At 66.7% G+C, this 23625-nt stretch carries 24 protein-coding genes; 14 read left to right on the forward strand and 10 right to left on the reverse strand.

Translation table 11 applies throughout. From position 1 onward, the window contains the following. Positions 1–63 precede the first annotated feature (63 nt). Together AB4879_RS11635 and AB4879_RS11640 are read right to left on the reverse strand one after the other, a co-directional pair. Positions 64–1425 (reverse strand): HNH endonuclease signature motif containing protein, encoded by a 1362-nt coding sequence (locus AB4879_RS11635; protein ID WP_370507702.1) that lies wholly within the window; start codon positions 1423–1425, stop codon positions 64–66. A gap of 45 nt (positions 1426–1470) precedes the next feature. Continuing rightward, positions 1471–2064 (reverse strand): ABATE domain-containing protein, encoded by a 594-nt coding sequence (locus AB4879_RS11640; RefSeq protein ID WP_370507703.1) that lies wholly within the window; start codon positions 2062–2064, stop codon positions 1471–1473. A 99-nt stretch (positions 2065–2163) separates the two neighbouring features. Here AB4879_RS11640 and AB4879_RS11645 point away from each other — a divergent pair, with 99 nt between their 5' ends. Beyond that, the gene (locus tag AB4879_RS11645; RefSeq protein WP_370507704.1) at positions 2164–2733 is read left to right on the forward strand and encodes a TIGR03086 family metal-binding protein; all 570 of its coding nucleotides are present in this window, start codon (positions 2164–2166) and stop codon (positions 2731–2733) included. A gap of 18 nt (positions 2734–2751) precedes the next feature. Beyond that, a complete protein-coding gene (locus AB4879_RS11650; RefSeq protein ID WP_370507705.1) occupies positions 2752–3618 on the forward strand; it encodes a pyridoxamine 5'-phosphate oxidase family protein in 867 nt (288 codons plus the stop codon). On the opposite strand, the gene AB4879_RS11655 is transcribed toward AB4879_RS11650, so the two are convergent. Genes AB4879_RS11655 through AB4879_RS11670 form a run of 4 tightly spaced genes read right to left on the reverse strand, consistent with a single transcriptional unit; the run spans position 3615 to position 7156 of the window. After that, a complete protein-coding gene (locus AB4879_RS11655; protein ID WP_102807206.1) occupies positions 3615–4052 on the reverse strand; it encodes a carboxymuconolactone decarboxylase family protein in 438 nt (145 codons plus the stop codon). The genes AB4879_RS11650 and AB4879_RS11655 overlap by 4 nt on opposite strands. Before the next feature lie 2 nt (positions 4053–4054). Next, on the reverse strand, positions 4055–4912 hold the full coding sequence (locus tag AB4879_RS11660) for an NAD(P)-dependent oxidoreductase (RefSeq protein WP_370507706.1): 858 nt from the start codon (positions 4910–4912) through the stop codon (positions 4055–4057). Further along, complete coding sequence (locus tag AB4879_RS11665) at positions 4909–5661, reverse strand: SDR family oxidoreductase (RefSeq protein WP_102807208.1); 753 nt, start codon at positions 5659–5661, stop codon at positions 4909–4911. Before AB4879_RS11665 ends, AB4879_RS11660 begins: the two co-directional genes overlap by 4 nt. Before the next feature lie 28 nt (positions 5662–5689). After that, entirely contained in the window at positions 5690–7156 is a 1467-nt protein-coding gene (locus AB4879_RS11670; RefSeq protein ID WP_370507707.1) for an aldehyde dehydrogenase, read from the reverse strand. A 174-nt stretch (positions 7157–7330) separates the two neighbouring features. On the opposite strand from AB4879_RS11670, the gene AB4879_RS11675 reads away from it, so the two are divergent. The 10 genes from AB4879_RS11675 (at position 7331) to AB4879_RS11720 (ending at position 16847) form a co-directional block, all read left to right on the forward strand. After that, entirely contained in the window at positions 7331–7924 is a 594-nt protein-coding gene (locus AB4879_RS11675) for a TetR family transcriptional regulator (protein ID WP_370507708.1), read from the forward strand. Further along, positions 7921–9135 carry a cytochrome P450 gene (locus AB4879_RS11680; RefSeq protein ID WP_102807211.1) on the forward strand — a complete coding sequence of 405 codons (1215 nt, stop codon included), beginning with the start codon at positions 7921–7923 and terminating at the stop codon, positions 9133–9135. The genes AB4879_RS11675 and AB4879_RS11680 overlap by 4 nt, the downstream gene beginning before the upstream one ends. Before the next feature lie 23 nt (positions 9136–9158). Further along, positions 9159–9983, forward strand: a complete 825-nt coding sequence (locus tag AB4879_RS11685) for an SDR family oxidoreductase (protein ID WP_370507709.1) — start codon at positions 9159–9161, stop codon at positions 9981–9983. Between the two features lie 2 nt (positions 9984–9985). Further along, entirely contained in the window at positions 9986–11338 is a 1353-nt protein-coding gene (locus AB4879_RS11690; RefSeq protein WP_370507890.1) for a cytochrome P450, read from the forward strand. A 4-nt stretch (positions 11339–11342) separates the two neighbouring features. Continuing rightward, positions 11343–11546 carry a ferredoxin gene (locus AB4879_RS11695; protein WP_102807214.1) on the forward strand — a complete coding sequence of 68 codons (204 nt, stop codon included), beginning with the start codon at positions 11343–11345 and terminating at the stop codon, positions 11544–11546. 11 nt (positions 11547–11557) lie between these two features. Then, a complete protein-coding gene (locus AB4879_RS11700) occupies positions 11558–12106 on the forward strand; it encodes a nuclear transport factor 2 family protein (protein WP_036341669.1) in 549 nt (182 codons plus the stop codon). A gap of 171 nt (positions 12107–12277) precedes the next feature. After that, complete coding sequence (locus tag AB4879_RS11705; protein WP_036341670.1) at positions 12278–13411, forward strand: NDMA-dependent alcohol dehydrogenase; 1134 nt, start codon at positions 12278–12280, stop codon at positions 13409–13411. A gap of 87 nt (positions 13412–13498) precedes the next feature. Then, the gene (locus AB4879_RS11710) at positions 13499–15451 is read left to right on the forward strand and encodes an FAD-dependent oxidoreductase (protein ID WP_370507710.1); all 1953 of its coding nucleotides are present in this window, start codon (positions 13499–13501) and stop codon (positions 15449–15451) included. Positions 15452–15469: 18 nt separating this feature from the next. Continuing rightward, on the forward strand, positions 15470–15895 hold the full coding sequence (locus AB4879_RS11715; RefSeq protein ID WP_370507711.1) for a ketosteroid isomerase family protein: 426 nt from the start codon (positions 15470–15472) through the stop codon (positions 15893–15895). Between the two features lie 82 nt (positions 15896–15977). Beyond that, entirely contained in the window at positions 15978–16847 is an 870-nt protein-coding gene (locus AB4879_RS11720) for an SDR family NAD(P)-dependent oxidoreductase (RefSeq protein WP_370507712.1), read from the forward strand. A gap of 1 nt (position 16848) precedes the next feature. Here AB4879_RS11720 and AB4879_RS11725 read toward each other — a convergent pair whose 3' ends face one another. Then, positions 16849–18816 (reverse strand): glycosyltransferase family 39 protein, encoded by a 1968-nt coding sequence (locus AB4879_RS11725; protein WP_370507713.1) that lies wholly within the window; start codon positions 18814–18816, stop codon positions 16849–16851. Between the two features lies 1 nt (position 18817). Continuing rightward, positions 18818–20038 carry a glycosyltransferase gene (locus AB4879_RS11730; protein WP_370507714.1) on the reverse strand — a complete coding sequence of 407 codons (1221 nt, stop codon included), beginning with the start codon at positions 20036–20038 and terminating at the stop codon, positions 18818–18820. A 109-nt stretch (positions 20039–20147) separates the two neighbouring features. Between AB4879_RS11730 and AB4879_RS11735 the strand changes: the two genes are divergently transcribed. Then, positions 20148–20552 (forward strand): HIT family protein, encoded by a 405-nt coding sequence (locus AB4879_RS11735; protein WP_370507715.1) that lies wholly within the window; start codon positions 20148–20150, stop codon positions 20550–20552. Here the strand turns inward: AB4879_RS11735 and AB4879_RS11740 are convergent. Together AB4879_RS11740 and AB4879_RS11745 are read right to left on the reverse strand one after the other, a co-directional pair. Continuing rightward, positions 20549–21988: a sensor histidine kinase gene (locus tag AB4879_RS11740; RefSeq protein WP_370507716.1), complete on the reverse strand. Its 1440-nt coding sequence runs from the start codon at positions 21986–21988 to the stop codon at positions 20549–20551. The two genes, AB4879_RS11735 and AB4879_RS11740, sit on opposite strands and share 4 nt — an antisense overlap. 38 nt (positions 21989–22026) lie before the next feature. Further along, positions 22027–22746, reverse strand: coding sequence for a response regulator transcription factor (locus AB4879_RS11745; protein WP_102807223.1), 720 nt, complete (start codon positions 22744–22746; stop codon positions 22027–22029). Between the two features lie 128 nt (positions 22747–22874). Between AB4879_RS11745 and AB4879_RS11750 the strand changes: the two genes are divergently transcribed. Further along, a complete protein-coding gene (locus AB4879_RS11750; RefSeq protein ID WP_370507717.1) occupies positions 22875–23621 on the forward strand; it encodes a hypothetical protein in 747 nt (248 codons plus the stop codon). The last annotated feature ends 4 nt before the right edge of the window (positions 23622–23625 follow it).

Genomic DNA, 23625 nt, shown 5'->3' on the forward strand with positions numbered 1-23625 from the left:
GGACGGATGGCTACTTTGTCGTCGCGTCCAAGCCGGGCTGATTGCCGACGCGTCCGCGAATTCTCAGGCCGCACCTGCTTCATCCGACGGCGGGTCACTATCGTCGCCCAGTAGTCGTTCCGGGTGGTGGTAGTCGTTGACACCGCCCCGCAGCGTGGGGAGATCGGGTGGCGGGATCCATTCGGTGCTGCCGTTGGGGAGTTGCCGGGTGGTCCAGCCACCGGTTTCTACGAGTTGGTTATCCGGTGGGCAGGCCAAGGTGAGGTCGTCGACGTCGGTGGTGCCGCCGTTCTTCCAGTCTTGCGCCGCGTGGTGCACTGCGCTGTGATAGCCGGGCGCGTCGCAACCCGGCCGGGTACAGCCGAGGTACTTGGAGTGCAACATGATTCGCTGATCGGCCGAGGCAATCCGTTTGGTGCGGCCCAGCCACAGCGCGCGGCCATCCACGCCGTCGAAGAGCGCCAGGTAGTGGTACGCGTGCGCGCTCATCCGGATCAGGTCGGGGATCGGCAGCAGCGTTCCACTCGCGGTGACCGCGTGGCCCGCCTGCGCGTGGAGGTCCTGCACGGTGGCCGTCGCGATCACCGTGACGGGTAAACCGTTGTGCTGAACGAATTTCGGATCACCGAGCTGTCCGCGCACCAACGCCTTGAGCGCATCATGCTGACGCTGGGCATAACTGCGGGCATCCCGCTCGGCGACCTCCTCGCTGGGGGTCGCCGTCGGACTTTCCTCGGCCGGATTGCACATTCCGGGTGCGGCGAACTTCGCCATCCAGGCATCGACGAGCGACCGTAGTTCCGGGTCGGCGACCAGCCGCCCCACACTCATCCCATCGACACCTTGCCCACCGCACCACACGAATCCCCGCTTGCGAGCCCGGTCCTCATCAGAGAAGGTCCCGTCGGGATTGAGGTGCAGCGCCAGCCGGTGGGCGACCTTCTCCAACTGATCGGGTCGCAGCACGCGCGCCTTGTGCGCCAGGGAGCGTTCAGCTTTCGCCCGCTCGATCGGCGGCACATGCTCGGGTAGCTCGCGGAAGAACTTCTGGATCACCCGCAGATGTTCACCATCCAACTCACCGCAATGCCAGGCCTTCGACGTTTCCGGCAAGACCGCAGCCAGCGGTTCCCCGGTCAACGCCCGCCGAGGCGCCACCTGCTCGGCATCCCGGATCAGCCGTCTCGCCTCGCGCGGGCTGATCCGCAACGCATCGGCCAGTGTGATCGGCACCGGCGGGCAGCCCTCGAACTGCTCCAACCGGGTGACCACCGCATGCGCCACAGCCACCTGCCGACGCCGCGCGGACTCCAGCCGCTCCAACACCACAAACCGCTGCGGCGGATCAAGCACATCGAGATCGACTGCAGCCAGGGCCTCGACCGCATCGTCGAGCGCCTCCAGCGCCGCATCGATCGAACTCATGACTCGAACACTAGTTCGAACCATCGACAAAAAACGAAACTGCGGCTAGTCCGGTCGGTGGCGCTGATAGTGGCGAGCCACCCGCGTCCTGTTGGCGCAGATGTTCTGGGTGCAGAACTTGCGACGGGCGTCCGACGCAACGAAAAGCATGCTGCACGCCGGGTTTTGACATCTCCGCAGCCGGTCCTGGGCGGGGCCGGTGAGCACATCGATCAGGCTTTCCGCGGCTGCCGCGAGCGCGAGCAGGTAGGGACGATCGGCGGGGGCGTGGCGCGTGGCGATCGCCGCCCAGCCGGACGGGGTGTGCACCAGCGAGCGTGTCGAGGGCGCGCCGGCGGCAACGGCATTGACACGGGCGACGGCCGCTGCGTCGGGGTCCACCTCCGCGAGGCGCGCATCCAGGATGTGCCGGATCGCCTGGCGCAGTTCAACCGTGGACTCCAGCGGCGGCGGCGGGCCGCCGGGCAACCGTTCCTGTTGCAGCTCCCACCACCGCCGATTGGCCTCCTCGTCCGGGAGAAGGTCCACGGCAGGCTCGCCGACGGTGATGAGGGTGTCCGCCAGGTCAAGAGCCAGCGGCTCTCCGGCCACGATGAACCCCGCCGCCTGCGCCTTGTGCAGCAGAGACCCCGATTCCATCGCACTAATGCTAGCAGCGGCTTGACAGCGTTAGGGTCGGCGACATAGATATACTAACGTCAATTTTTGTACATAACCGTTAGAAATGAGGAAGTGCCGATGGACCCGCTGGACGTACTGCGTAGCGCTGATCGCCGCCTGGTCGACCTGGTGACGACGCTCGACGCCACTGATCTGGGCCTACCCAGCCCCTGCACCGGCTGGGATGTCCGATCCCTGGTGAGCCACACCATCGCCTCGATCGATGCGTTTGCCGCCGCTGCGGACGGCGGCGACGGCCCCAGCGAAGAGGAGTTGTTCAGCGGCGCCGACATCCTCGGCTCCGACCCCCTGGCCGTGGCGCGACGTTCCATCGAGCGCTCTCAGCGAGCCTGGGCGGCGATCACCGACTGGCAGCAACCGGTCACATCGGTGCTCGGTGAGATGCCTGCCGCACAGGCGGTCGGAATCGTCACCTATTCGACGCTCATCCACAGCTGGGATCTGGCGGTCGCGATCAACCGGGCGGTCGAGTTCGACGACGCTGAGGCAGCGCTCGCCGAAAACGTGGGATCGGCGCTCGTGCCTGCTCTGCGACCCCAGGAACTCTTCGGCCCCGCCGTACACACAGACGGCACGGCCACCCCGACCCAACGGGTCGTCGCCTTCGCCGGCCGTCACCCCCTCTGACGGGCATGAGGCGTACCTATGACGCATGAAGAACGGCCCGCCGCTGTGGGATTCCACAGCGGCGAACTGGCCGTCCAGAAACGAGCCGGCGTTGGTGAACGGGCGGCGCACCTCGCGACCATGGCGAGTCGGGGCCGCCTCGGCGCCGGCATAGCCGCGTTCCTGGCGTCGTCACGACTGGCCGTCCTCACGGCACGCGACACCGAAGGCCGGCTGTGGATTTCACCGGTATCGGGCGAACCCGGGTTCCTCAGCGCCACGACACCGACAAGACTTCACATCGACAGCGAACTTCCTGACGCGGATCCACTGGCTACAGCACCGACCGATCAGCCGGTCGGTGTGCTCGTCATCGATTTTGCCGCACGGCGCCGATTTCGCATCAATGGCCAACTGATGCAACGGGATCCGGGCGGCATCGACATCGACGTTGATCAGGCCTACGGCAACTGCCCGAAGTACATCGACCCGTCCGCCCAGCCCACGGCAGACCTGCGCCAGCCCCATCGCACGAGGGTCTTCACGGGCACCGCGCTACGTTCCGAGGACCGCGAGCTCATCGAAAGGTCGGCGGCGTTCTTCCTCGGCACCACCCATCCCACATCGGGCAACGATGCATCACACCGTGGCGGAACCGCGGGCTTCGTGCGCGCGAAGGCCCACAGTTTGTGGTGGCCGGATTACCCCGGCAACAACATGTTCAACAGCTTCGGCAATCTGGCGGTGGACCCGAACGCGGCGCTGTTGTTCGTCGACGCGGGCACCACCCTGCACTTGTCCGGTACCGCAGAGGTGGTGTGGGATGCCGAGCAATCCGACGACCACCTTCGGACCGGACGTCGGGTGATCTTCACCGCCCAACGCGTCATCGCCACGCTCGGCTAGTCGTCGAGCGTCGTCCCGCTGTGCATCTTGAGCGCGTCGTTGACGTTCGCCTTCTTGTCTTCGCCCTGACCGGCTTCGGCGGCTTTCTTGCGCTTGGACACAACTTTGGTGACAACGCCGTCCAACTTCGAGCCCAAGGGGAACCCCAGGTAGTGCGTCAAGAAGATCGCCATCTCCTTGAGCTCCTCAGGGGTGAGCTCCTCATTGTGCAGGGCGGCGTTGGCCTGAATCTCGGCCAGGTCGGAGATGCCGAGCGCGGTGACGACGGTCAGCGTCATGATCCGCTTGTCGCGCATGGACAATCCCGGCCGCGACCAGATGGTGCCGAAGAGATGATCGGCGGTGAGCGCGAAGTAGTCGCCCGGCGAGTCCGGCATCTCCCAGCCGTAGACCTCGTTCATCTTGTCCAGGCCCTTGCGGCGCAATTCGTCCATCGTCACTCCTTCGTGTTGGGCACACCGAGACCGGCGGCCAGGTCCCGTAACGCGATCTCGGCCAACGGCAATTCGACGCCGTTGGCCTCACCGAGGCCCAGCGCCAGCTTCAGATCCTTCTCGGCCAGCCCGCGGGTGTGGACGAACATGTTGTAGACGAAGTGGTCGGGCTGCAGCGGCTTGGTGTCGTCGCGGACCATGATCGCGCCCGGTCCGCCGCTCTGGGCGTCGCTGTGCCGTACCACCCGGCCCAACTTCTGCAAGTCGATTCCGGCTGTCTCGGCCAGCCGCGACGCCTCGCAGGCGGCGGCAAAACCGATGTAGGTCAACATGTTACGAGCCAACTTCATCCGGGTTCCGGCCCCCGGCTCGCCGGCGCGAACCACCATCGATGCCCACTTCTTGAACACCGGCTTGACCAGTTCGTACGCCTCGTCGTCGGCGCCGACCATCACGGCCAGCTCGCCCTTGTCGGCGGCACCCGCTCCGCCGCTGACCGGGGCGTCGACGACGTGAATACCCTTGGGGCGCAGCTGCTCGGCCAGCTCTGCGGCGGTGTCCGGCTCGATCGTGGAATGGATCGCGATCACGGTGCCCGGCTTGGCGTGCGCGGCGAGTTCGCCGACGACGTCACGGACCTGCTCGTCGTTGAGCACGGTCACTTCGATGACGTCGGCCGTGGCGACGTCGGCGACGCTGTCCGCCAGTGTGGCGCCGAGTTCGGCCAACGGGGTCATGGCCTCGGTCCGCACATCGAAGACGATGAGGCCGCCGGGCCACTCGACGAGCCGCTTGGCCATCGGCGCACCCTGATTGCCCAGCCCGATGTAGCCGACCTTCAGCTCGCTAGACGTCGTCATGAGCGGAAAATCTGTCCACCGTCGACGTTGAAGATCTGGCCGGTGATCCACTTCGCCTGATCGGACAGCAGGAACAGACACATCCCCACCAGGTCGTCGACTTCGCCCATGCGCGACAACGGAATTCCCTTGACGATGTCGGCGACCATCTCCTGCGGCGTGGTGGTGCGGTTGGCCTCGGTGTTGATCGGGCCCGGCGCGATCGCGTTGATCCGGATGTTCTGGCCACCGAGTTCGGTGGCCAGCTGCTGGGTGAGGCTGTTGACCCCGGCCTTGGCCAGCCCGTAGAAGTTCGAGTACAACCATGCCGCGGTGGACGATTGGTTGATGATCGCACCGCCGCCGCGCTTGGCCATCTTCTTGTACACCGCCCGGGTGCAGACCAGCGCGCCGTCGAGGTTCACGCTCATGAACTTCTTGTAGTAGTCCCAGTCGACGGTGATCAGGAAGTCCAGCTTCATCCCGCCGAAGATCGCGGCGTTGTTGACCAAGTAGTCGATGCCGCCGAATTCGGCGAGCGTCTGATCGGCCATCGCCTTGGCCGACACCGGATCGCTGACGTCCACCGGCAGTGCCAGCGCGGTGCCGCCCTCACCCAAGATCGCGTCGGCGACCTTCTGCGCGCCATCGGTGTTGATATCGGCGACCACCACGGCGGCGCCTTCCCGGGCGAGCGCCTCGGCATACGCCTGGCCGATACCGCCGCCTGCGCCGGTGACGATGGCCACCTTGTCGTCGAACTGTCCCATCTGAGTTCCTCTCTAGTCTGTGGTGCGGTCAGACCGCTGTGGCAATGACTTTCAGCTCGAGGTATTCCTCGAAGCCGGCCAGACCCATTTCCCTGCCGACCCCGGATTGCTTGTAGCCGCCGAAGGGTACGTCCGCGGAATACCACACGCCGCCGTTGACGTTGACGGTGCCGACCCGCAGCCGGTCCGCGACGCCTTGCGCGCGCTCGGGATCACTGCTGAACACGCTGCCCGACAGGCCGTATGGCGAATCGTTGGCGATGTTGACCGCGTCGTCGTCACCGTCGTGGGCGATCACCGTCAGCACCGGGCCGAAGATTTCCTCCCGCGCCACCCGCGCCGAATTGTCGAGCCCCGCAATGACAGTCGGCGAGATGAAGTAGCCGGTATCGCGGTCTGCTGGGCGGCCTCCGCCGCAGGCGAACCGGCCGCCTTCGGTGATCGCGAGGTCGAGGTAGGACTGCACCCGGTCGCGTTGCCGCTCGGAAATGACCGGCCCGCAGATGGTTCCGGGGTTGGTCGGGTCGCCCGCCTTGATGCCGCCCATCGTCGCCGCGGCCGCCTCGACCGCTTCGTCGTAGCGGGAGCGTGGCACCACCAGACGAGTGGTGATCGCGCAGCCCTGTCCGGCGTGCATCGACGCGGTGAACGCCGCCATCGAGCACGCGCCGGCCAGGTCGGCGTCGTCGAGCACCAGGAATGCGGACTTGCCGCCGAGCTCCAGGAAGACCTTCTTGATGGTCGCGGCGCCCGCGGCCATCACCGCCCGGCCGGTGTTCGTCGAACCGGTGAACGACACCATGTCGACGCGTGGGTCACTGGACAGCATGGCTCCAACCGCGTGGTCGTTGGAGGTGACGATGTTGACCACGCCCGGCGGGATATCGGTGTGCTCGGCGATCAGCTCACCGAGAACCGCTGCACACCAGGGGGTATCGGGCGCAGGCTTGAGCACGATGGTGTTGCCCGCCGCCAGTGCCGGGCCGAGCTTGGCGAGGTTGATCTGGTGCGGGAAGTTCCACGGCGTGATCGCACCGACCACGCCGACCGCCTCGCGGACGATGGTCCGCGCAGTCTTGATGCCCATCGGCGCCGCGATACCCAGATCCTGCCGCCACGAGTAGCTCTCGGCAGTGTCGGCCGAGAACGACAGGTCTTCGACCGGCCCCTCGAGTTGGGCGGCAGCGGTCAGCATGCGCGGGGCACCCACCTCCGCCATCGTCATCTCACGCAGTTCCTCGACGTGCTCCTTCATCGCGTCGCGCAGCTGGCGAATGCCACGTACCCGGAGTTCGGTGTTGGTGGACCACTCGGTGGTGTCGAAGGCACGGCGCGCGGCGTCGATGGCCCGGCTCATGTCCTCGGCACTGCCGTCGGCCGCGGTACCCAGGACCTCTTCGGTTGCCGGATTGATCGTCGGGTATCGGCCATTGCCGCCCGGCACCAGCTCCCCGTCGATGAAGAGATCGCTGTTCCTGTCCGCCGCAATCGCCATCCCGATTCCCGTCTGCTTCGTTGGACACGTGTCCGAGATTTCGTCTTTCGCACCATAGCGGCAGACGCGGGCGCGGTGCAAGGGTCCGTCCTGCGCCCATACAAAGAAGGCTATGAACAGGTAATTCATCACCGCCTCTTGCCTTGCCAGACTCCATTCCGATAACTTGGACATGTGTCCAGCGATGCCGCCATGGCTGTCAGCCCCAACGGGGATGACGTGCCGCGCAATCGCCGCCAGGAAGAGACCTTCCGCAAGGTCCTGCGGGCCGGCCTGGAGATGCTGCGGGAGTCGTCCTACGCCGACCTCACCGTCCGCGCCGTCGCCGCACGCGCGAAGGTCGCGCCGGCCACCGCCTACACGTACTTCTCGTCGAAGAATCATCTGATCGCCGAGGTGTACCTCGACCGCGTTCTCGAGGTGCCCTACTTCACCGACGTCAACGACCCGCGCCTGCACCGCGTTCAGCAGTCGCTGCGCAGTCTTGCGCTGGTGATCGCCGACGAGCCGGAGTTCGCCGCAGCCTGCACCACCGCGGTGCTGAGCAACGACGCCGGGGTGGTGCGGGTCCGCGACCGGATCGGCGCCGAGATCCACAAGCGCATCAAGTCGGCGTTGGGACCGGACGCCGATCCGAAGATCGTGTCCGCACTGGAGGTGACGTACTTCGGCGCGCTCGTGCACGCCGGCAGCGGCACCCTGAGCTACCGCGAGGTCGCCGACCGAATGGAATACGTCGTGAGTCTTATCTTGGGAGAGAACCAATGAGCGTGCAGAGTCCGGATATTCTGCTCGACCCGTACAACTACGACTTCCACGAAGATCCCTATCCGTACTACAAGCGGCTGCGCGACGAGGCTCCGCTGTACTACAACGAGGAACTGAAGTTCTGGGCGCTGTCCCGCCACTCCGACGTCCTCCAGGGATTCCGCAACAGTACGACACTGTCCAACAAGTACGGTGTCTCGCTGGACCCGGCCTCGCGCGGACCGCATGCCTCCAAGACCATGTCCTTCCTGGCGATGGACGACCCGGCTCACCTGCGGCTGCGGACCCTGGTCTCGAAAGGGTTCACGCCCAGGCGGATTCGCGAACTCGAGCCCCGCGTCACCGAGATCGCCACCAAGCATCTCGACGTCCTGATGGAGAAGGCCGCCGCCGGCGGGACGGTGGACTACGTCGACGAGTTCGCGGGCAAGCTGCCGATGGACGTCATCTCCGAACTGATGGGGGTGCCGGAGGCCGACCGCGTTCAGGTGCGGGCCTGGGCCGACGGAGTGATGCACCGCGACGAAGGTGTCACCGACGTGCCGCCGGAGGCGGTCGAGGCGTCACTGAACCTGATCGTCTACTACCAGGCGATGGTCGAAGAGCGCAGGAAGAACCCGAGCGAGGACCTCACGACGGCCCTGCTGGACGCCGAGATCGACGGTGATCGCCTCACTGACGACGAAGTGCTGGGCTTCATGTTCCTGATGGTGATCGCCGGCAACGAGACCACCACCAAACTTCTTGCCAATGCCGCATTTTGGGGTCACAAGAATCCCGACCAGCTGGCGGAGGTCTACACCGACCTGTCCCGGGTGCCGCTCTGGGTCGAGGAGACGCTGCGCTATGACACGTCCAGCCAGATCCTGGCCCGCACCGTCGCCGGTGAGCTGACGCTCTACGACACCGTCATCCCCGACGGGGACGTGGTCCTGCTGTTGCCGGGATCGGCCCACCGCGACGAGCGCGCCTTCGACAATCCCGACGACTACCTCATCGGCCGCGACATCGGCGCCAAGCTGCAGAGCTTCGGCAGCGGCGCACACTTCTGCCTCGGTGCGCACCTGGCCCGGATGGAAGCGCGGGTTGCGTTGGAGGAGTTGTTCAAACGCATCCGCGGCTATGAGGTCGACGAAGCGAATTCGGTGCGGGTCCACTCCAGCAACGTCCGCGGTTTCGCCCATCTGCCCATCACAGTGCAAGCTCGCTAGAAGCACGCCCGAAAGGTTCCCGAATGCCCCGTTTCGACCCCCTTCCCGACCGCAGGCCCGCGCTGGTCGCCGGCGCGTCGTCCGGTATCGGTGAAGCCACCGCGATCAAGCTCGCCGCCAACGGTTTTCCCGTCGCTCTGGGTGCCCGTCGGGTGGACAAGTTGCAGGAGATCGTGGACAAGATCCGTGCCGACGGTGGCGAGGCCATCGCAGTGCACTTGGACGTGACCGACCCCGACTCGGTAAAGGCCGCCGTGGAGCAGATCACCGCCGAACTCGGCGAGATCGAGGTACTGGTGGCCGGTGCGGGTGACACATACTTCGGCAAGCTCGACTCGATCAGCATCGACGAGTTCGAGTCCCAGGTCCAGATCCATCTGGTCGGCGCCTACCGAGTCGCCTCCGCAGTCCTGCCGGGCATGCTCGAACGGCAGCGTGGCGACCTGATCTTCGTGGGATCTGATGTGTCGCTGCGGCCACGGCCCCACATGGGCGCCTACGGTGCGGCCAAGGCCGCCCTGGTTTCGATGGTGACCAACTACCAGATGGAACTGGAAGGCACCGGGGTGCGCGCCTCGATCGTCCATCCCGGCCCGACCAAGACCTCGATGGGCTGGAGCCTGCCGGCCGAACTCATCGGACCTGCGCTGGAGGACTGGGCCAAGTGGGGACAGGCTCGACACGACTACTTCATGCGCGCCGCCGACCTCGCCCGCGCCATCACGTTCGTCGCGGAGACCCCCCGCGGCAGCTTCATCGCCAATATGGAGCTCCAGCCCGAAGCGCCGTTGGCCGACAACAAAGACCGCCAGAAGCTCGCCCTCGGTGAAGAAGGGATGCCATCGTGACCATAACCAAAGAGGTACAACGTGTTTCGGGTGGCGAAGAAGAGCACGGCCACCTCGAGGAGTTCCGTACCGACCCGATCGGGCTGATGCAGCGCATCCGCGAGGAGTGTGGTGACCTCGGCTGGTTCCAGCTCGCCGACAAGCAGGTCATCCTGCTGACCGGCTCCGAGGCCAACGAGTTCTTCTTCCGCTCCCCCGACGCCGACCTCAACCAGGCCGAGGCCTACCCGTTCATGACGCCGATCTTTGGCGAGGGCGTGGTGTTCGACGCGGACCCGGAGCGTCGGGCCGAGATGCTGCACAACACCGCGCTGCGCGGTGAGCAGATGAAGGGCCACGCGGCGACCATCGAGAACGAAGTGCGCCGGATGATCGAAAACTGGGGCGACGAAGGCGAAATCGATCTGCTGGAGTTCTTCGCCGAGCTCACCATCTACACCTCGACCGCATGCCTGATCGGACTGAAGTTCCGCAACCAGCTCGACTCGCGATTCGCGAACTACTACCACCTGCTCGAGCGCGGCACCGACCCGCTCTGCTACGTCGACCCCTACCTTCCGATCGAGAGCTTCCGGATCCGCGACGAAGCCAGGGCCAGCCTGGTGGAGCTGGTGCAGGAGGTCATGACCGGCCGAATCGCCAACCCCCCCACCGACAAGAGCGATCGCGACCTGCTCGACGTCCTGGTGTCCATCAAGGACGAAGAGGGCAATCCGCGCTTCTCGGCCAACGAGGTCACCGGCATGTTCATCTCGCTGATGTTCGCCGGTCACCACACCAGCTCGGGCACCTCGTCGTGGACGCTGATCGAGCTGCTGCGCAACCCCGACTATTACGCCAAGGTGCAGCAGGAGCTCGACGACCTCTACGCCGACGGCCAGGAGGTGAGTTTCCATGCGCTGCGCCAGATCCCGAACATCGACAACGCGCTGAAGGAGACGCTGCGACTGCACCCGCCGCTGATCATCCTGATGCGGGTGGCCCAGGACGAGTTCGAGGTGCAGGGATATCCGATCCACAAGGGACAGATGGTGGCCGCCTCACCGGCGATCTCCAACCGCATTCCCGAGGACTTCCCCAACCCCGATGCCTTCGACCCGGATCGCTACGAGAAGCCCCGGCAGGAAGACATCGTCAACCGCTGGACCTGGATTCCCTTCGGCGCCGGGCGACACCGGTGCGTCGGTGCCGCATTCGCCCAGATGCAGATCAAGGCGATTTTCTCGGTTCTGTTGCGGGAGTACGAGTTCGAGATGGCACAGCCGCCGGAGAGCTATCAGAACGACCACTCCAAGATGGTGGTGCAGCTGGCCCGGCCGGCGAAGGTCCGCTACCGCAAGCGCGTGAAGGCGTAGTCCGATGGGCTGCTACCGCATCGAACTCGACGAGGACCTATGCCAGGGGCACGCCATGTGCGAACTGGAGGCGCCCGACGTCTTTCGGGTTCCCAAACGCGGTGCCGTCGAGATTCTCGACAGCGAACCCCCCGACGAGATGCGCGACGACGTTGAGCGCGCCGTAGAGATGTGTCCCACCCGAGCCCTATCCATCATCGAAAAATAGAAGGCGGAACAATGACTTCATCTTCCAAACGAGAAGCACTCGACGACTGGGTCCAGCGCTGGCTGCAGGCCAATAAGGACTCCGAAGCGGCCGGTGACTGGAAGAATCTGGCGGAGTTCTACACCGATGACGCGACCTACGGCTGGAACATCGGGCCCAAGGAAGACGTGATGTGTGTCGGCAAGGACGAAATCCGCGACGTCGCCCTGGGCATGGAGATGGAAGGCCTGGAGAACTGGGTCTACGAGTATCAGAAGGTCCTCGTCGACGAGAAGCAGAACGAGATCGTCGGGTTCTGGAAGCAGATCGCCAACAAGTCCGACGGCACCCGCGACGAGATCTACGGCATCGGCGGCAGCTGGTTCCGGCTGAACGACGACCTGTTGATCGAATGGCAGCGCGACTTCTTCGACTTCGGCCACGTGCAGAAGGCCTTCGTCAAGCTGATCTCGTCGGGCGACCTGACCCCCACCATGCAGAAGCGCATCGAGCGCAGCGTCGCCGGTGAGAAGCTGCCCGGTTACTACCCCCTCGGTGAGGCGCCGGTGCCGATCTGGTGAATACTCGACAGGCGTCAAGTAATCGGCCCCCGGCAGTGACGTGGAAAGTGACGGAGGTCATAATGGTCAGCAGGACAGGAACACGTTCTAATTCTTGCCTAGATTGACCATCCGGCACGGCCGGCCGCCCTGGAAAACCCCGGGGTCGGGTTTTGCGAGTGGAGGTTCGCTGTGAAGACAAAAGGTGCTCTCATCTGGGAGTTCAACCAACCGTGGTCGATCGAGGAAATCGAGATCGGCGATCCGGTCAAAGACGAAGTCAAAATCCAGATGGAAGCTTCTGGCATGTGCCACAGCGACCACCATCTGGTCACCGGCGACATCCCGATGGCCGGTTTCCCGGTTCTGGGCGGTCATGAGGGCGCCGGCATCGTCACCGAGGTAGGCCCGGGCGTCGAGCACCTGGCCCCCGGCGATCACGTGGTGCTCTCGTTCATCCCGTCGTGTGGTGAGTGTCCGGCCTGCCAGGAAGGGCTGCGCAACCTGTGCGATCTGGGCGCGGGCCTGCTGGCCGGCACCGCGGTGTCCGACGGCACCCACCGCATCCACGCCGTGAAGAACGGCCAGCCCGTCATCCCGATGACGCTGCTGGGCACGTTCAGCCCGTACATGGTCGTGCACAAGAGCTCGGTGGTGAAGATCGACCCGACCATCCCGTTCGAGGTGGCCTGCCTGGTCGGCTGCGGCGTGACCACCGGTTACGGCTCGGCCGTCCGCAGCGGTGACGTCCGTCCCGGCGACGACGTCGTGATCGTCGGCGTCGGCGGCGTCGGCACCGGCGCACTGCAGGGCGCGCTGAACGCCGGTGCGCGCAACATCTTCGCTGTCGACCCGGTCGAGTTCAAGCGTGACAACGCACTCAAGTTCGGTGCCACCCACGCCTACCCCGACATCTTCAGCGCGATGGCCGGCGTTGCCGAGGTCACCCAGGGACGGATGGCGCACAAGACCATCGTCACCGTGGGCGAGCTCAAGGGCGAGGACATCGACCACTACATGAACATCACCGCCAAGGGCGGCACCGTGGTGGCGACCGCCGTGGCGAACATGGCCGACAGCAATGTGACGCTGAACCTGGCGATGCTGACCCTGATGCAGAAGCGCTTGCAGGGCACCATCTTCGGCGGCGGCAACCCGCATTACGACATCCCGCAGCTGCTGTCGATGTACAAGGCCGGTCGGCTGAACCTCGACGACATGGTGACCAGGCAGTACCGCCTCGAGCAGGTCAACGAGGGCTACGCGGACATGCTCGAAGGCCGCAACATCCGCGGCGTCATCCGCTACACCGACGAGGACCGCTGACCTGCGCGTGTCCTTGATGGACCTTCCGGGCCGTGCCCGCCTTGCCCAAAGGCGCGGGCACGGCCCGGAATTCATGGTGCAGCGGCCATGAGCGGCTTCCCGAACCTGTTGCGTGAAGGCCGCATCGGCTCGATGACGGTGCGCAACAGGCTCGTGATGTCTCCGATGGAGACCATGTACGGCACGCCCGACGGTCTGCCGTCGCAGCGCACCCGCGACTACTTCGCCGCCCGCGCGAAAGGCGGCGTCGGGCTGATCACCGTGGGCGCCACCGGGATCGACCACCTACAGCCAGAGACTCCGGGCGGGCTTCACCTCGGCACCGACGAGGCGGTGAGCGCCCACCGCGCACTGGTCGAGGCCGTGCATGAGCACGGCGCGAAGATCCAGCCGCAGATCGTGCATGCCGGCCCCGACGGGCTCGGGCCCGAGATGCACGGCGTCACGTCGCTGGGCCCGTCGGTGATCCCGTCCTACCTGACCGGGCGCCCCTCGGCCGAGGTGACCGAGGCCCAGCTGACCGGGATCATCGACCTGTTCAAAGCCGCCGTGCGCCGCGCAGCCGAGGCCGGCTACGACGGCATCGAACTCCACGCTGCCCACGGATACATGTTCCTGGGTTCTTTCCTTGCGCCCCAACGCAACCGGCGCACCGACGACTACCGCGGCGACTCCCCCGGCGGCCGCATTCGGGTGGTGTTGCAGACCCTGGCCGCGATCCGATCCGAGATCGGCGACGCCCTGCCGGTCACGCTGCGGATCTCGGGCTACGAGCGGGTGGCCGGCGGCCGCCCGAGCTACGAGACGGCCCAGATGGCACCGCAACTGGTGGCGGCCGGCGTCGACGCCTTTCACGTCAGCGGTGGGGTGATCGACCGCCTGGTCACCGGGATGGTCAACGCCGCCGACGACGGCGACGCACTCAACGTGGGCGCCGCGGCCGCGGTCAAGCAGGTGGTCGACGTGCCGGTGATCGCGGTGGGGCGCATCCACGATCCTGCGCGCGCCGAGCACATCCTCGCCGACGGGCACGCGGACTTCATCGCGATGGGCAGGCCGATGCTGGCAGATCCGAACCTGGCCGCCAAACTTCACGCCGGTCAGGCGGATCGGGTGCGCCGATGCATCTCGTGCGAGAACTGCATCGACGCCATGGAACAGCGGTTCTCGGTCGACTGCGCGGTGAACCCCCGCACCGGTAAGGAACGTGAGCTGGCGGTGCACCCGGTGGCGCAACCCAAGCACGTCGTCGTCGTCGGCGGCGGGCCTGGCGGCCTGGAAGCGGCCCGGGTCGCCGCCGAGCGGGGGCACCGTGTGACGTTGTTCGAGCGCAACGCCGAACTGGGTGGCGCTCTGGTGTGGGCGTCGATCGTGCATCCGGAGAACGAACCGTTCCTGAAGTATCTGCGCAGTGAGATCGCAGCCAGCACAGTGACACTCGAGATGTCACACCCGGTCGACGTCGACGAGGTCGCCGCGCTGCAGCCTGACGCGGTGATCGTCGCGACCGGCGCCGACATCGTGGTGCCCGACATCGACGGCGCACACAATCCCCGGGTGATCAGCGGTCACGGCGTACGCGATCTGCTGGCACACCCCGCCGCGCTCCCAGCGGGTCGCCGAGTGGTGATCGTCGGCGGCAGCCTCGCCGCGATCCAGCTCGCCGAATATCTCTGCGCCCAAGACCGATTCGTCACCGTGCTGGAATCCGGCCGCACCATCGCCGCCGAAGTGGGCCTCAAGCGCCGCACCGAACACATGGACCGGCTCGACCGCCTGGGAGTGCCGCTGCACGTGCGCGCCGACGTGCACCAGATCACCGACAACAGCGTGGTGTTCACCCCGCATGGCGGCACCCGCCGCGAACTCGCGGCCGACAGCGTGATCATCACCGGACGCCTCGAGGCGGACACCGCCCTGTTCGACGACCTCACCGACCGGTTGCCCGGCGCCAAGGTGCATGCCGTTGGCGACTGCACCGGTATGGGACTGATCCGTAAAGCCACCGACGATGGCGCTCGCGCCGCCTGCAGTATCTGACAACATAAGGAGAAATTGATGTCCACAACCACCGAACACACTCCCGCACTGGCCGCATCGCAAGCATCCTGGCGCGCCGTGATGTCGCACGACCGCGAGGGCTGGCTGGCCCTGATGGCCGACGATGTCGTGATCGAGGATCCGATCGGGCAGGCCATCACCAACCCCGACGGCAACGGCGTGCGCGGCAAGGCGGCGGTCGCCGACTTCTACGACGCCAACATCTCGGTCAACAACCTTCGCGTCACCTGCGAGGAGACGTTCCCGTCGAGCTCTGCGAACGAAGTTGCGCACATCCTGGTGCTGCGCAGCCAATTCGAAGGCGGAATGACCAGCACGGTACGCGGCGTGTTCACCTACTCCGTCAACGACGCCGGCCTGATCACCAATATGCGGGGCTACTGGAACATGGACGGCATGCAGTTCGGCCAGGCGGTTCAGTGAGGCTGGCCGGAGTTGGCGCGCCAGCGCCGGCGGAGGCCAGGCGAAGCTGGGACCGCCTCATTTACCCAGGCGCCTGCCGAAGGTGAGTGACCGGCCGCTAGAAGGGTTCGGCGCGGTCGTCGTCGGCGGCTCACGGGGTATCGGGGCCGCCGTCTCGGCGCTGCTGGCCGAATGCGGTGCGGGCGTTGTGGTCAACGGCCGCGACGCGGCGGCTGCTGAGGCGGCGGTCGCCACCATCAACGACGCCGGTGGCCGCGCCGTCGCACACGGCGGCTCGGCCGCGGACGAGGCGGTCGCCGAGGACTTGATCGCTCTGTGCCAGAGCGAATTCGGCGCTGTTGATGCCCTGGTCAACTGCGCAGGCGCACCCGAGCCGCCGGGCTCGTCGATACTCACGGTCACGGCTGCCGAGTTCCGCGAGCTCCTCGACATCCACGTCGGAACCACGTTCGCGACCTGCCGGGCGGCCGCCCCCAGGATGGTGGCCCGCGGCCGAGGCGCGATCGTCAACACCAGTTCCTTTGCCTTCCTTGGCGATTACGGCGGAACCGGCTACCCGGCAGGCAAAGGTGCGGTCAACGGCCTGACGATGGCGATCGCGGCCGAGCTGGCCGAGCACGGGGTACGCGCCAACGTGGTGTGCCCGGGTGCCAAGACCCGGCTGTCCAGTGGATCGGATTTCGAGGAACAGATCGAATCGTTGCGGCAACGCGGCATCCTCGACGACGTCAGCGCCCACGGTGCGCTCGACGCCGCGCCACCGGAATACGTCGCACCGATGTACGCCTACCTGGTCAGCGACCTCGCCAGTAAGATCACCGGCCAGATCTTCATCGCCGCAGGCGGTTTCGTGGGCAGGTTCGACAAGCCCTCCCCCGGGTTCATCAACTACCGGGATCACCACGACTCGCCGCCGTGGACAATCAGCGAGATCGCGGCGATGTTGGCCTGACCTACGTCGTGAGGTCGTAGATCAGGACCCTGCCGACCCGCATCGGGGTGAAGTTGCGCTGAACCCATTGCTGGATCAGCGCATTGGTGTCCAGATGTCCCCACTTGTCCTCGTGGACCGGGTTGGTGACGAGGAAGTAGTGGATTCGCTTGGACAGCGCCATCCGCAAGAACTCGTCGGGTGCCGGAGACGGATCGGTCCCGTTGAATCCACCGACCGGCATCACCGGGTGACCGCTGGCCAGCTGATAGCCGGCCGCACACATCGATCCGATGGTGGCGGCCACCCAGGTGTACCGCTGCGCATCCGCGTCGAGCAGACCGACCAGTTGCCGGTCGGGCACACCAGAGTCCAGCAAGCTGCAGCCGACCAGATGCGGTGCGGTGGTGGATGATCGCGGGGGCAGCAGGAATCCGGGCCCGGTGGCTGACGTGATCTCGGCGCGCTGGACCGGAGCGACACCCTTGGTCATCGCGGTCACGATGCGGGGAACCGGTCCCGTGATCGGCATTGCACCGGAATTTCCGTGCTCGACGGTCGTGACGCTGTAGGCCACGGGTCCGCCGAGAGCGACAAGTGCGCCTGCCGCGACGATCACCGACATCGGGATGACGGCGATCATCAGCCCGGCCAGCACCAGGACGGCGGCGAGCGGGATGGCCCACCGCAACCACGGGTAGAAGCCGGGGACGTGCCGCAGCACGGCCACCGCGATGGCAGCTGTCAGCGCCACCGCGACCGCCAGCGCCGCTTTGACCCACAGGCGTTGCCGCTCTTGCCAACTCACCGCGATGCCGATGCCCGTCAGCGCGGCGATCGGCGGGGCAAGAGCCACGGTGTAGTACGGGTGGAAAATGCCTGCCATGTAGCTGAACACCCACGCCGTCACCAGCAACCAGAGAACCCACACCAGAATGGCGGCGCGGCGCAGATCTCGCCGCGCCGCCCGGCCCCGCCACACCAGCACGACGACCGCGAACACCAGTGCGGCGGGCAGTAGCCAGCCGATGCCACCGATCTGCTCCGGCTCGAACAACCTGCCGATGCCGGGCTGACCCCAGGGGTGCGGCGAAGTCCGGCCACCGGTATGTACCGGCGAGATGAAGCCGGGCGAGGCGAGGCTACCCGGCTCGTCGCCATTGAGCCGGCCGAAGCCGTTGTAGCGCAGGGTCAGTTCGAGGATCGAATTGGTCTGCGTCCCGCCGATCCACGGCCGCGCGCTCGCCGGCCACAGCTGCACCAGCAGCACCCACCACCCCGCCGCGGCCACCGCGGCGGCCAGCGCCGCCACGAGTTGGCCCAGCCTGGCGAGCAGCGATCGTGGACCGGCCACCAGATACGCGATCGCCAGAGCGGGCAGCACCAACGCCACCTCGAGCTGCTTCGTCAGATACCCGAGTCCCACACAGCATCCCGACACCAGCAGCCAGCGCAGCCGCCCGTCATCGATCGCCCGCAGCAGCGCCCACACCGCGGCGATCATCAACAGGACCAGAAGCGCGTCGGGATTGTTGTAGCGGAAGATCGTCACAGCCACCGGGGTCAACGCCAGGACCGTGCCGGCGATCAGTGCGGCTGCTTCACCGAACGGCCGGCGGACGGCATCCCAGAGCAGGGCCACGGAGACCACCCCGATGACCGCCTGGGGTGCCAGGATGCTCCACGAATTGAGACCGAACAGGCGGATGGACAGGGCCGGGATCCACAGCGACAGCGGCGGTTTGTCGACGGTGATCGAGTTGGCGGCGTCCGACGACCCGAACAGCAGCGCCTTCCATGACTGCGAGCCTGCCTGCTCGGCGGCGGAGTAGAACGCGTTGGCCCAGCCCGATCGGTCCAGGGCCCACAGATAGAGCACGGCAGTCGCGGCCAGCAACACGACCAGCGCCCAGCGCTGCGGGCGTATCCGGGTACGCCGGGTAATGGCTTGTGCGACGCCGCCTTCCGGCGACTCGACGGTGATGGTCATATCAGCGGTTGGACGCGCCGAATACCCGTCGCAACGCCACGAATCGCACGAGGGTGGCGACCAGGTTGGCCACGACCAGAACTGACAGTTCGACGCCCTTACCGACGGTCGGGTCGTAGCGGTGCAGCAGATACAGCGAGCCGCTGGTGATGGCCAGCCCGAAGGCGAAGATCAGCAGGCCGTGGACATGGTGGCGGCCAACACCGGCTCGGCCGCGGATACCGAAGGTGAAGGCCCGGTTCGCGGCGGTGTTGGCCAGGGCGGTGAGCAGCAGAGCGGTCAGGTTGGCGGCCTGCGCGCCGAGTGCGGGATGCAGCGAAAGATACAGCAGCGCAAAGGCGATGGTGCTGGCGATGCCGATCAGCCCGAAGCGCACCATCTGGCCGACCATGCCGCGGGGTACGCCCGGCACCAGCGGCTCGCGGCCCAGCGCGGCCTGCAGGTCGCGCAGCGGCAGGGCGCCGGTGGTCAGCGCCCGGCCGACCCGCCAGCAGCCCTTGAGGTCTTCGATCGCGGTGGCAAGGATGTCGACGCGGGAGTCCGGGTCGTCGATCCAGTCGACCGGCACCTCGTGGATGCGCAGGCCGGCCTTCTCGGCCAGCACCAGCAGTTCGGTGTCGAAGAACCACCCGGTGTCGGCGACCAACGGCAGCAACTGGCGGGCGACGTCGCCGCGCAACGCCTTGAAGCCGCACTGGGCGTCGGAGAACCGCGCGCCGAGCAAGCCGCGCAGCAGCAGGTTGTAGCCGCGGGAGACCACTTCTCGCTTGACGCCACGCACCACCCGCGACGAAGCGGCCAGCCGCGATCCGATCGCGATGTCGGAATGCCCGGACACCAGCGGCGCGACCAACGGCATGAGCGCCGAAAGATGAGTCGACAGGTCGACATCCATATAGGCGACGACGTCGGCCCGTGATGACGCCCACGCGGCAGCCAGTGCGCCGCCACGGCCCTTGGCGTCGAGGTGGATCACGTCGACGTCGGACAGTTCCTCGGCGAGCTCCCGCGCCACCGACAACGTGGCGTCGGTACTGGCGTTGTCGGCCACCAGGATTCGGGCCCGGTAGGGCACCTCGTCGAGCAGGAACTGGTGGAGCCGTCGCACACAGGCCGCGACGTCGCGCTCCTCGTTGTACACGGGGATGACGATGTCGAGAACGTAGCGACCCCCGACGCCGATCGCAGCAGAGTGCTGCTCGGCCGGCAGGGTGTCGGTCATACCGATGATCGTCGCGGGCCAAGCTGCCGTGGCACTGGGCCGGATCTGAGGGGTTGCTGTGAGCCAGCTTCATGATCGGCCCCGGGCGGCTACTCATATGCTTGGGCACATGGCCTCCGTCTTCACCAAGATCATCAACCGCGAACTGCCGGGACGATTCGTCTACGAAGACGACGAGGTCGTCGCCTTCCTGACCATCGAGCCGATGACCCCCGGGCACACGCTGGTGGTTCCGAGGGCCGAGGTCGACAACTGGCAGGACGTCGAGCCGGCCGTGTTCAACAAGGTGATGGCGGTGTCCCAGCGGATCGGCAAGGCGGTGTGTGCGGCGTTCGGCGCCGAGCGGTCCGGGCTGATCATCGCCGGGCTCGAAGTGCCGCACCTGCACGTGCACGTGTTTCCCGCGCGCAACCTATCTGACTTCGGCTTCGCCAACGTCGACCGCAGTCCCTCCCCCGCGTCGCTCGACGAGGCGCAGGCCAAGATCACGGCCGCGCTGGCCGACATCGGCTAGATCCCTGGGGCCACCGGGGTCGCGACGTCGGCGATGCGCGGCAGGCTGACCCGGAAACAACAGCCCTGGCCCGGCGCGGTCGACACCGTGACGCGGCCACCGTGGGCGTAGACCAGCGAGTCGACGATCGACAGCCCCAGTCCGGTGCCGCCACTGGCGCGGGCGCGGGAGGAGTCGGTGCGATAGAACCGCTCGAACACCCGCCGGGCGTCCTCCGGTGTCATGCCCGGGCCTTCGTCGGCGACTTCGAGGACCGCGTCGTCCGACGAAGTGCCCACCCGCACACTGATTCGGGCGGTCTCCGGGGTGTGCTGCAGGGCGTTGGCCACCAGATTGCCGAGCACCTGACGCAGCCGGGCTTCGTCGCCGATGACCTCGGGGGTGCCGGGGCCGTCGAAGACCTCCATGGTGATGGTGCGCTTCGGGGCGATCGACTGGGCGTCGTGCACGGCGTCGGTGGCCAGGGTGAGCAGGTCGACGCGGCGCTGTTCGAGCGGACGCTGCGCGTCGAGGCGGGCCAGCAACAGCAGATCATCGACCAGTAGACCCATCCGGCGCGACTCGCTTTCGATGCGGGACATCAGCATCTCGACGTCGCGGGCCGCGCCCTGCCGGTAGAGCTCGGCGAAGCCGCGGATGGTGGTCAGCGGAGTGCGTAATTCGTGGCTGGCGTCGGTGATGAAGCGCCGCATGCGTTCTTCGGAGGTGCGGGCCTGTTCGGCGGACTCCTCCGATGACGCCATCGCGGTCTGGATCTGGGCGAGCATGCCGTTGAGCGCCAACGACAACCGGCCGACCTCGGTGCGTGGATCACGTTCGGGCACACGGCGATCCAGCTGTCCGGCGGCGATCGCGGCGGCGGTCTTCTCGACTTCGACGAGCGGTCGGAGGCTGCGGTGCACCACCCAGTAGCCGGCGACGCCGAGGATGATCAGGACAGCCGTGCCGATCGCGAATTGCGACCAGGCCAGACTGCGGACGGTCGACTGGATGTCGGACATGTCGATGGCCACCGTGGTCAGCTCGCCGCCGGGCCCGCGCACCGACACCGCACGCCATTCAACCGGGGAGTGCTCCAGCGACCCGACGGTCACCGGCACCGGCCCCACGTCGTTGTCGTCGGGCAGGGCGGGCTCGGCGTCACGGTCGTTGACGGCCATCCAGATGTGGCCGTCGGCGTCGACGCCGCGGACGTAGAAGTTCGACGGCGGCCTGGCCGGGTTGGGCTCCTCGTCGGGCGGGGGCATCCGGCGAGGGGCCTGGGCCCAGCCCCGGGAGGCGTCCAGGAGGGTCTGGTCGGCGCGATTGATGAGATCGTGCTGCAGGGTGGAGGTGACGGCGATCCCGGAGGCCAGCAAGCCGCATCCCACGAGCAGCAGCATGGCGGCCACCAGGCCGACTCTCAGCGGCAAGGCTCGGTGGTAGGGCGTGGGCATCTCTCTATTGTTCGCGCCGAGCGGCGCGACGCGCCCGATTACCGCGGCTCCCGCAGCACGTATCCGACGCCGCGCAGGGTGTGCAGGAGGCGCTTTTCGCCGGTGTCGATCTTGCGGCGCAGGTAGGAGACGTAGGACTCGACGACGTTGACGTCACCGCCGAAGTCGTAGCGCCAGACGTGGTCGAGGATCTTGGGCTTGCTCAGCACGGTGCCGGCGTTGATCACGAAGTAGCGCAGCAGGGTGAACTCGGTCGGCGAGAGCGAGACCGGCTCACCGGCCTTCCACACCTCGTGGGTGTCCTCGTCGAGCTCGATGTCGGCGAAGCTCAGCCGCGAATTGCGCGGCTCCTCCACACCCTTGCCGGCACGGCGCAAGATCACCCGCAACCGGGCGACGACCTCTTCGAGGCTGAACGGCTTGGTGACGTAGTCGTCGCCGCCCAACGTGAGTCCGGCGATCTTGTCCTGGAGGCTGTCGCGCGCGGTCAGGAACAGCGCGGGCGCGTCGATGCCGTCGGCGCGCAGCCTGCGCAGCACACCGAAGCCGTCCATGCCGGGCATCATGACGTCGAGGATCACGGCGTCTGGCCGGACCTCCCGAGCGCGGTCGAGGGCCGCCGGGCCGCTGGACGCGGTGTGGACCTCGAAGCCCTGGAACTTCAGGCTTACCGACAGGAGCTCCACGATGTTGGTCTCGTCGTCCACGACGAGGACACGTGCCTCGGGTTTGGTTTCGGGTGTAACAGGTGCGGCCATGCTGACAATTTCCTCTCACATTGGTGAACCCACGCTGCCTAGGCGCTGTGAGATTCCTGTGAGTTGGTTTTCCCGTCGGTTAGCCGATACCTCCGGTTACAAACTTTTTCCGCTCCTACACTTGCCAGATGGACCTGGCGAAGACGCTCGTTGGTATCGCGAGCGCACCGGTACGGGTGGGACTGGCCGCAGCCGAGGTCGGGCTCGACGTCGCCAGAGCGGGCGTTGACCTCACCAAACAAGCGCTGGGCGAGGCCGGGGGCGCAGCGTCCCCGAGTTCGATGGCGCAGATGTTCGGCTTGGAGGACACCATCTCGCGGGCGAACAAACTCGCCCAATTGCTCGACGACGACGCCCCGCTGGGGCGGGCGCTGGCACCGGACGGCCCGCTGGACCGGCTGATGCGGCCGGGCGGTCTGATCGACCGGATGACCGCGCCGGACGGTGTTCTGGACCGGTTGACCGCCGAGGGCGGTGGACTGGACCGGTCGCTGGCGCCCGGCGGGCTGGTTGATCAGCTCCTCGACGAGGACGGCCTGATCGAGCGGATCCTCGGCGAGGAAGGTCTGGCCGACCGGCTGATGGCCGAGGGCGGCCTGGTGGAGAAGCTGACCGCGCGCAACGGCCCCCTGGAGCAGTTGGCCGATGTCGCCGACACCCTGAACCGGCTGGCGCCTGGGCTGGAAGCGCTGGCACCGACGATCGAGACGCTGCGCGAGGCGGTCACCACGCTGAGCCTCGTGGTCAACCCGCTCAGCAATATCGCCGACCGGATCCCGATCCCCGGCCGGCGCCGCAGCTACACACCGCCGCGCCCAGTCGGCACCGAGCGGGTGCGCAGCGAGCGGCTGGTCATCGACGACGACGAACAGTGAGTTC

Origin of the sequence: Mycobacterium sp. SA01 (assembly GCF_041287105.1) — a bacterium.
Lineage (GTDB): Bacteria > Actinomycetota > Actinomycetes > Mycobacteriales > Mycobacteriaceae > Mycobacterium.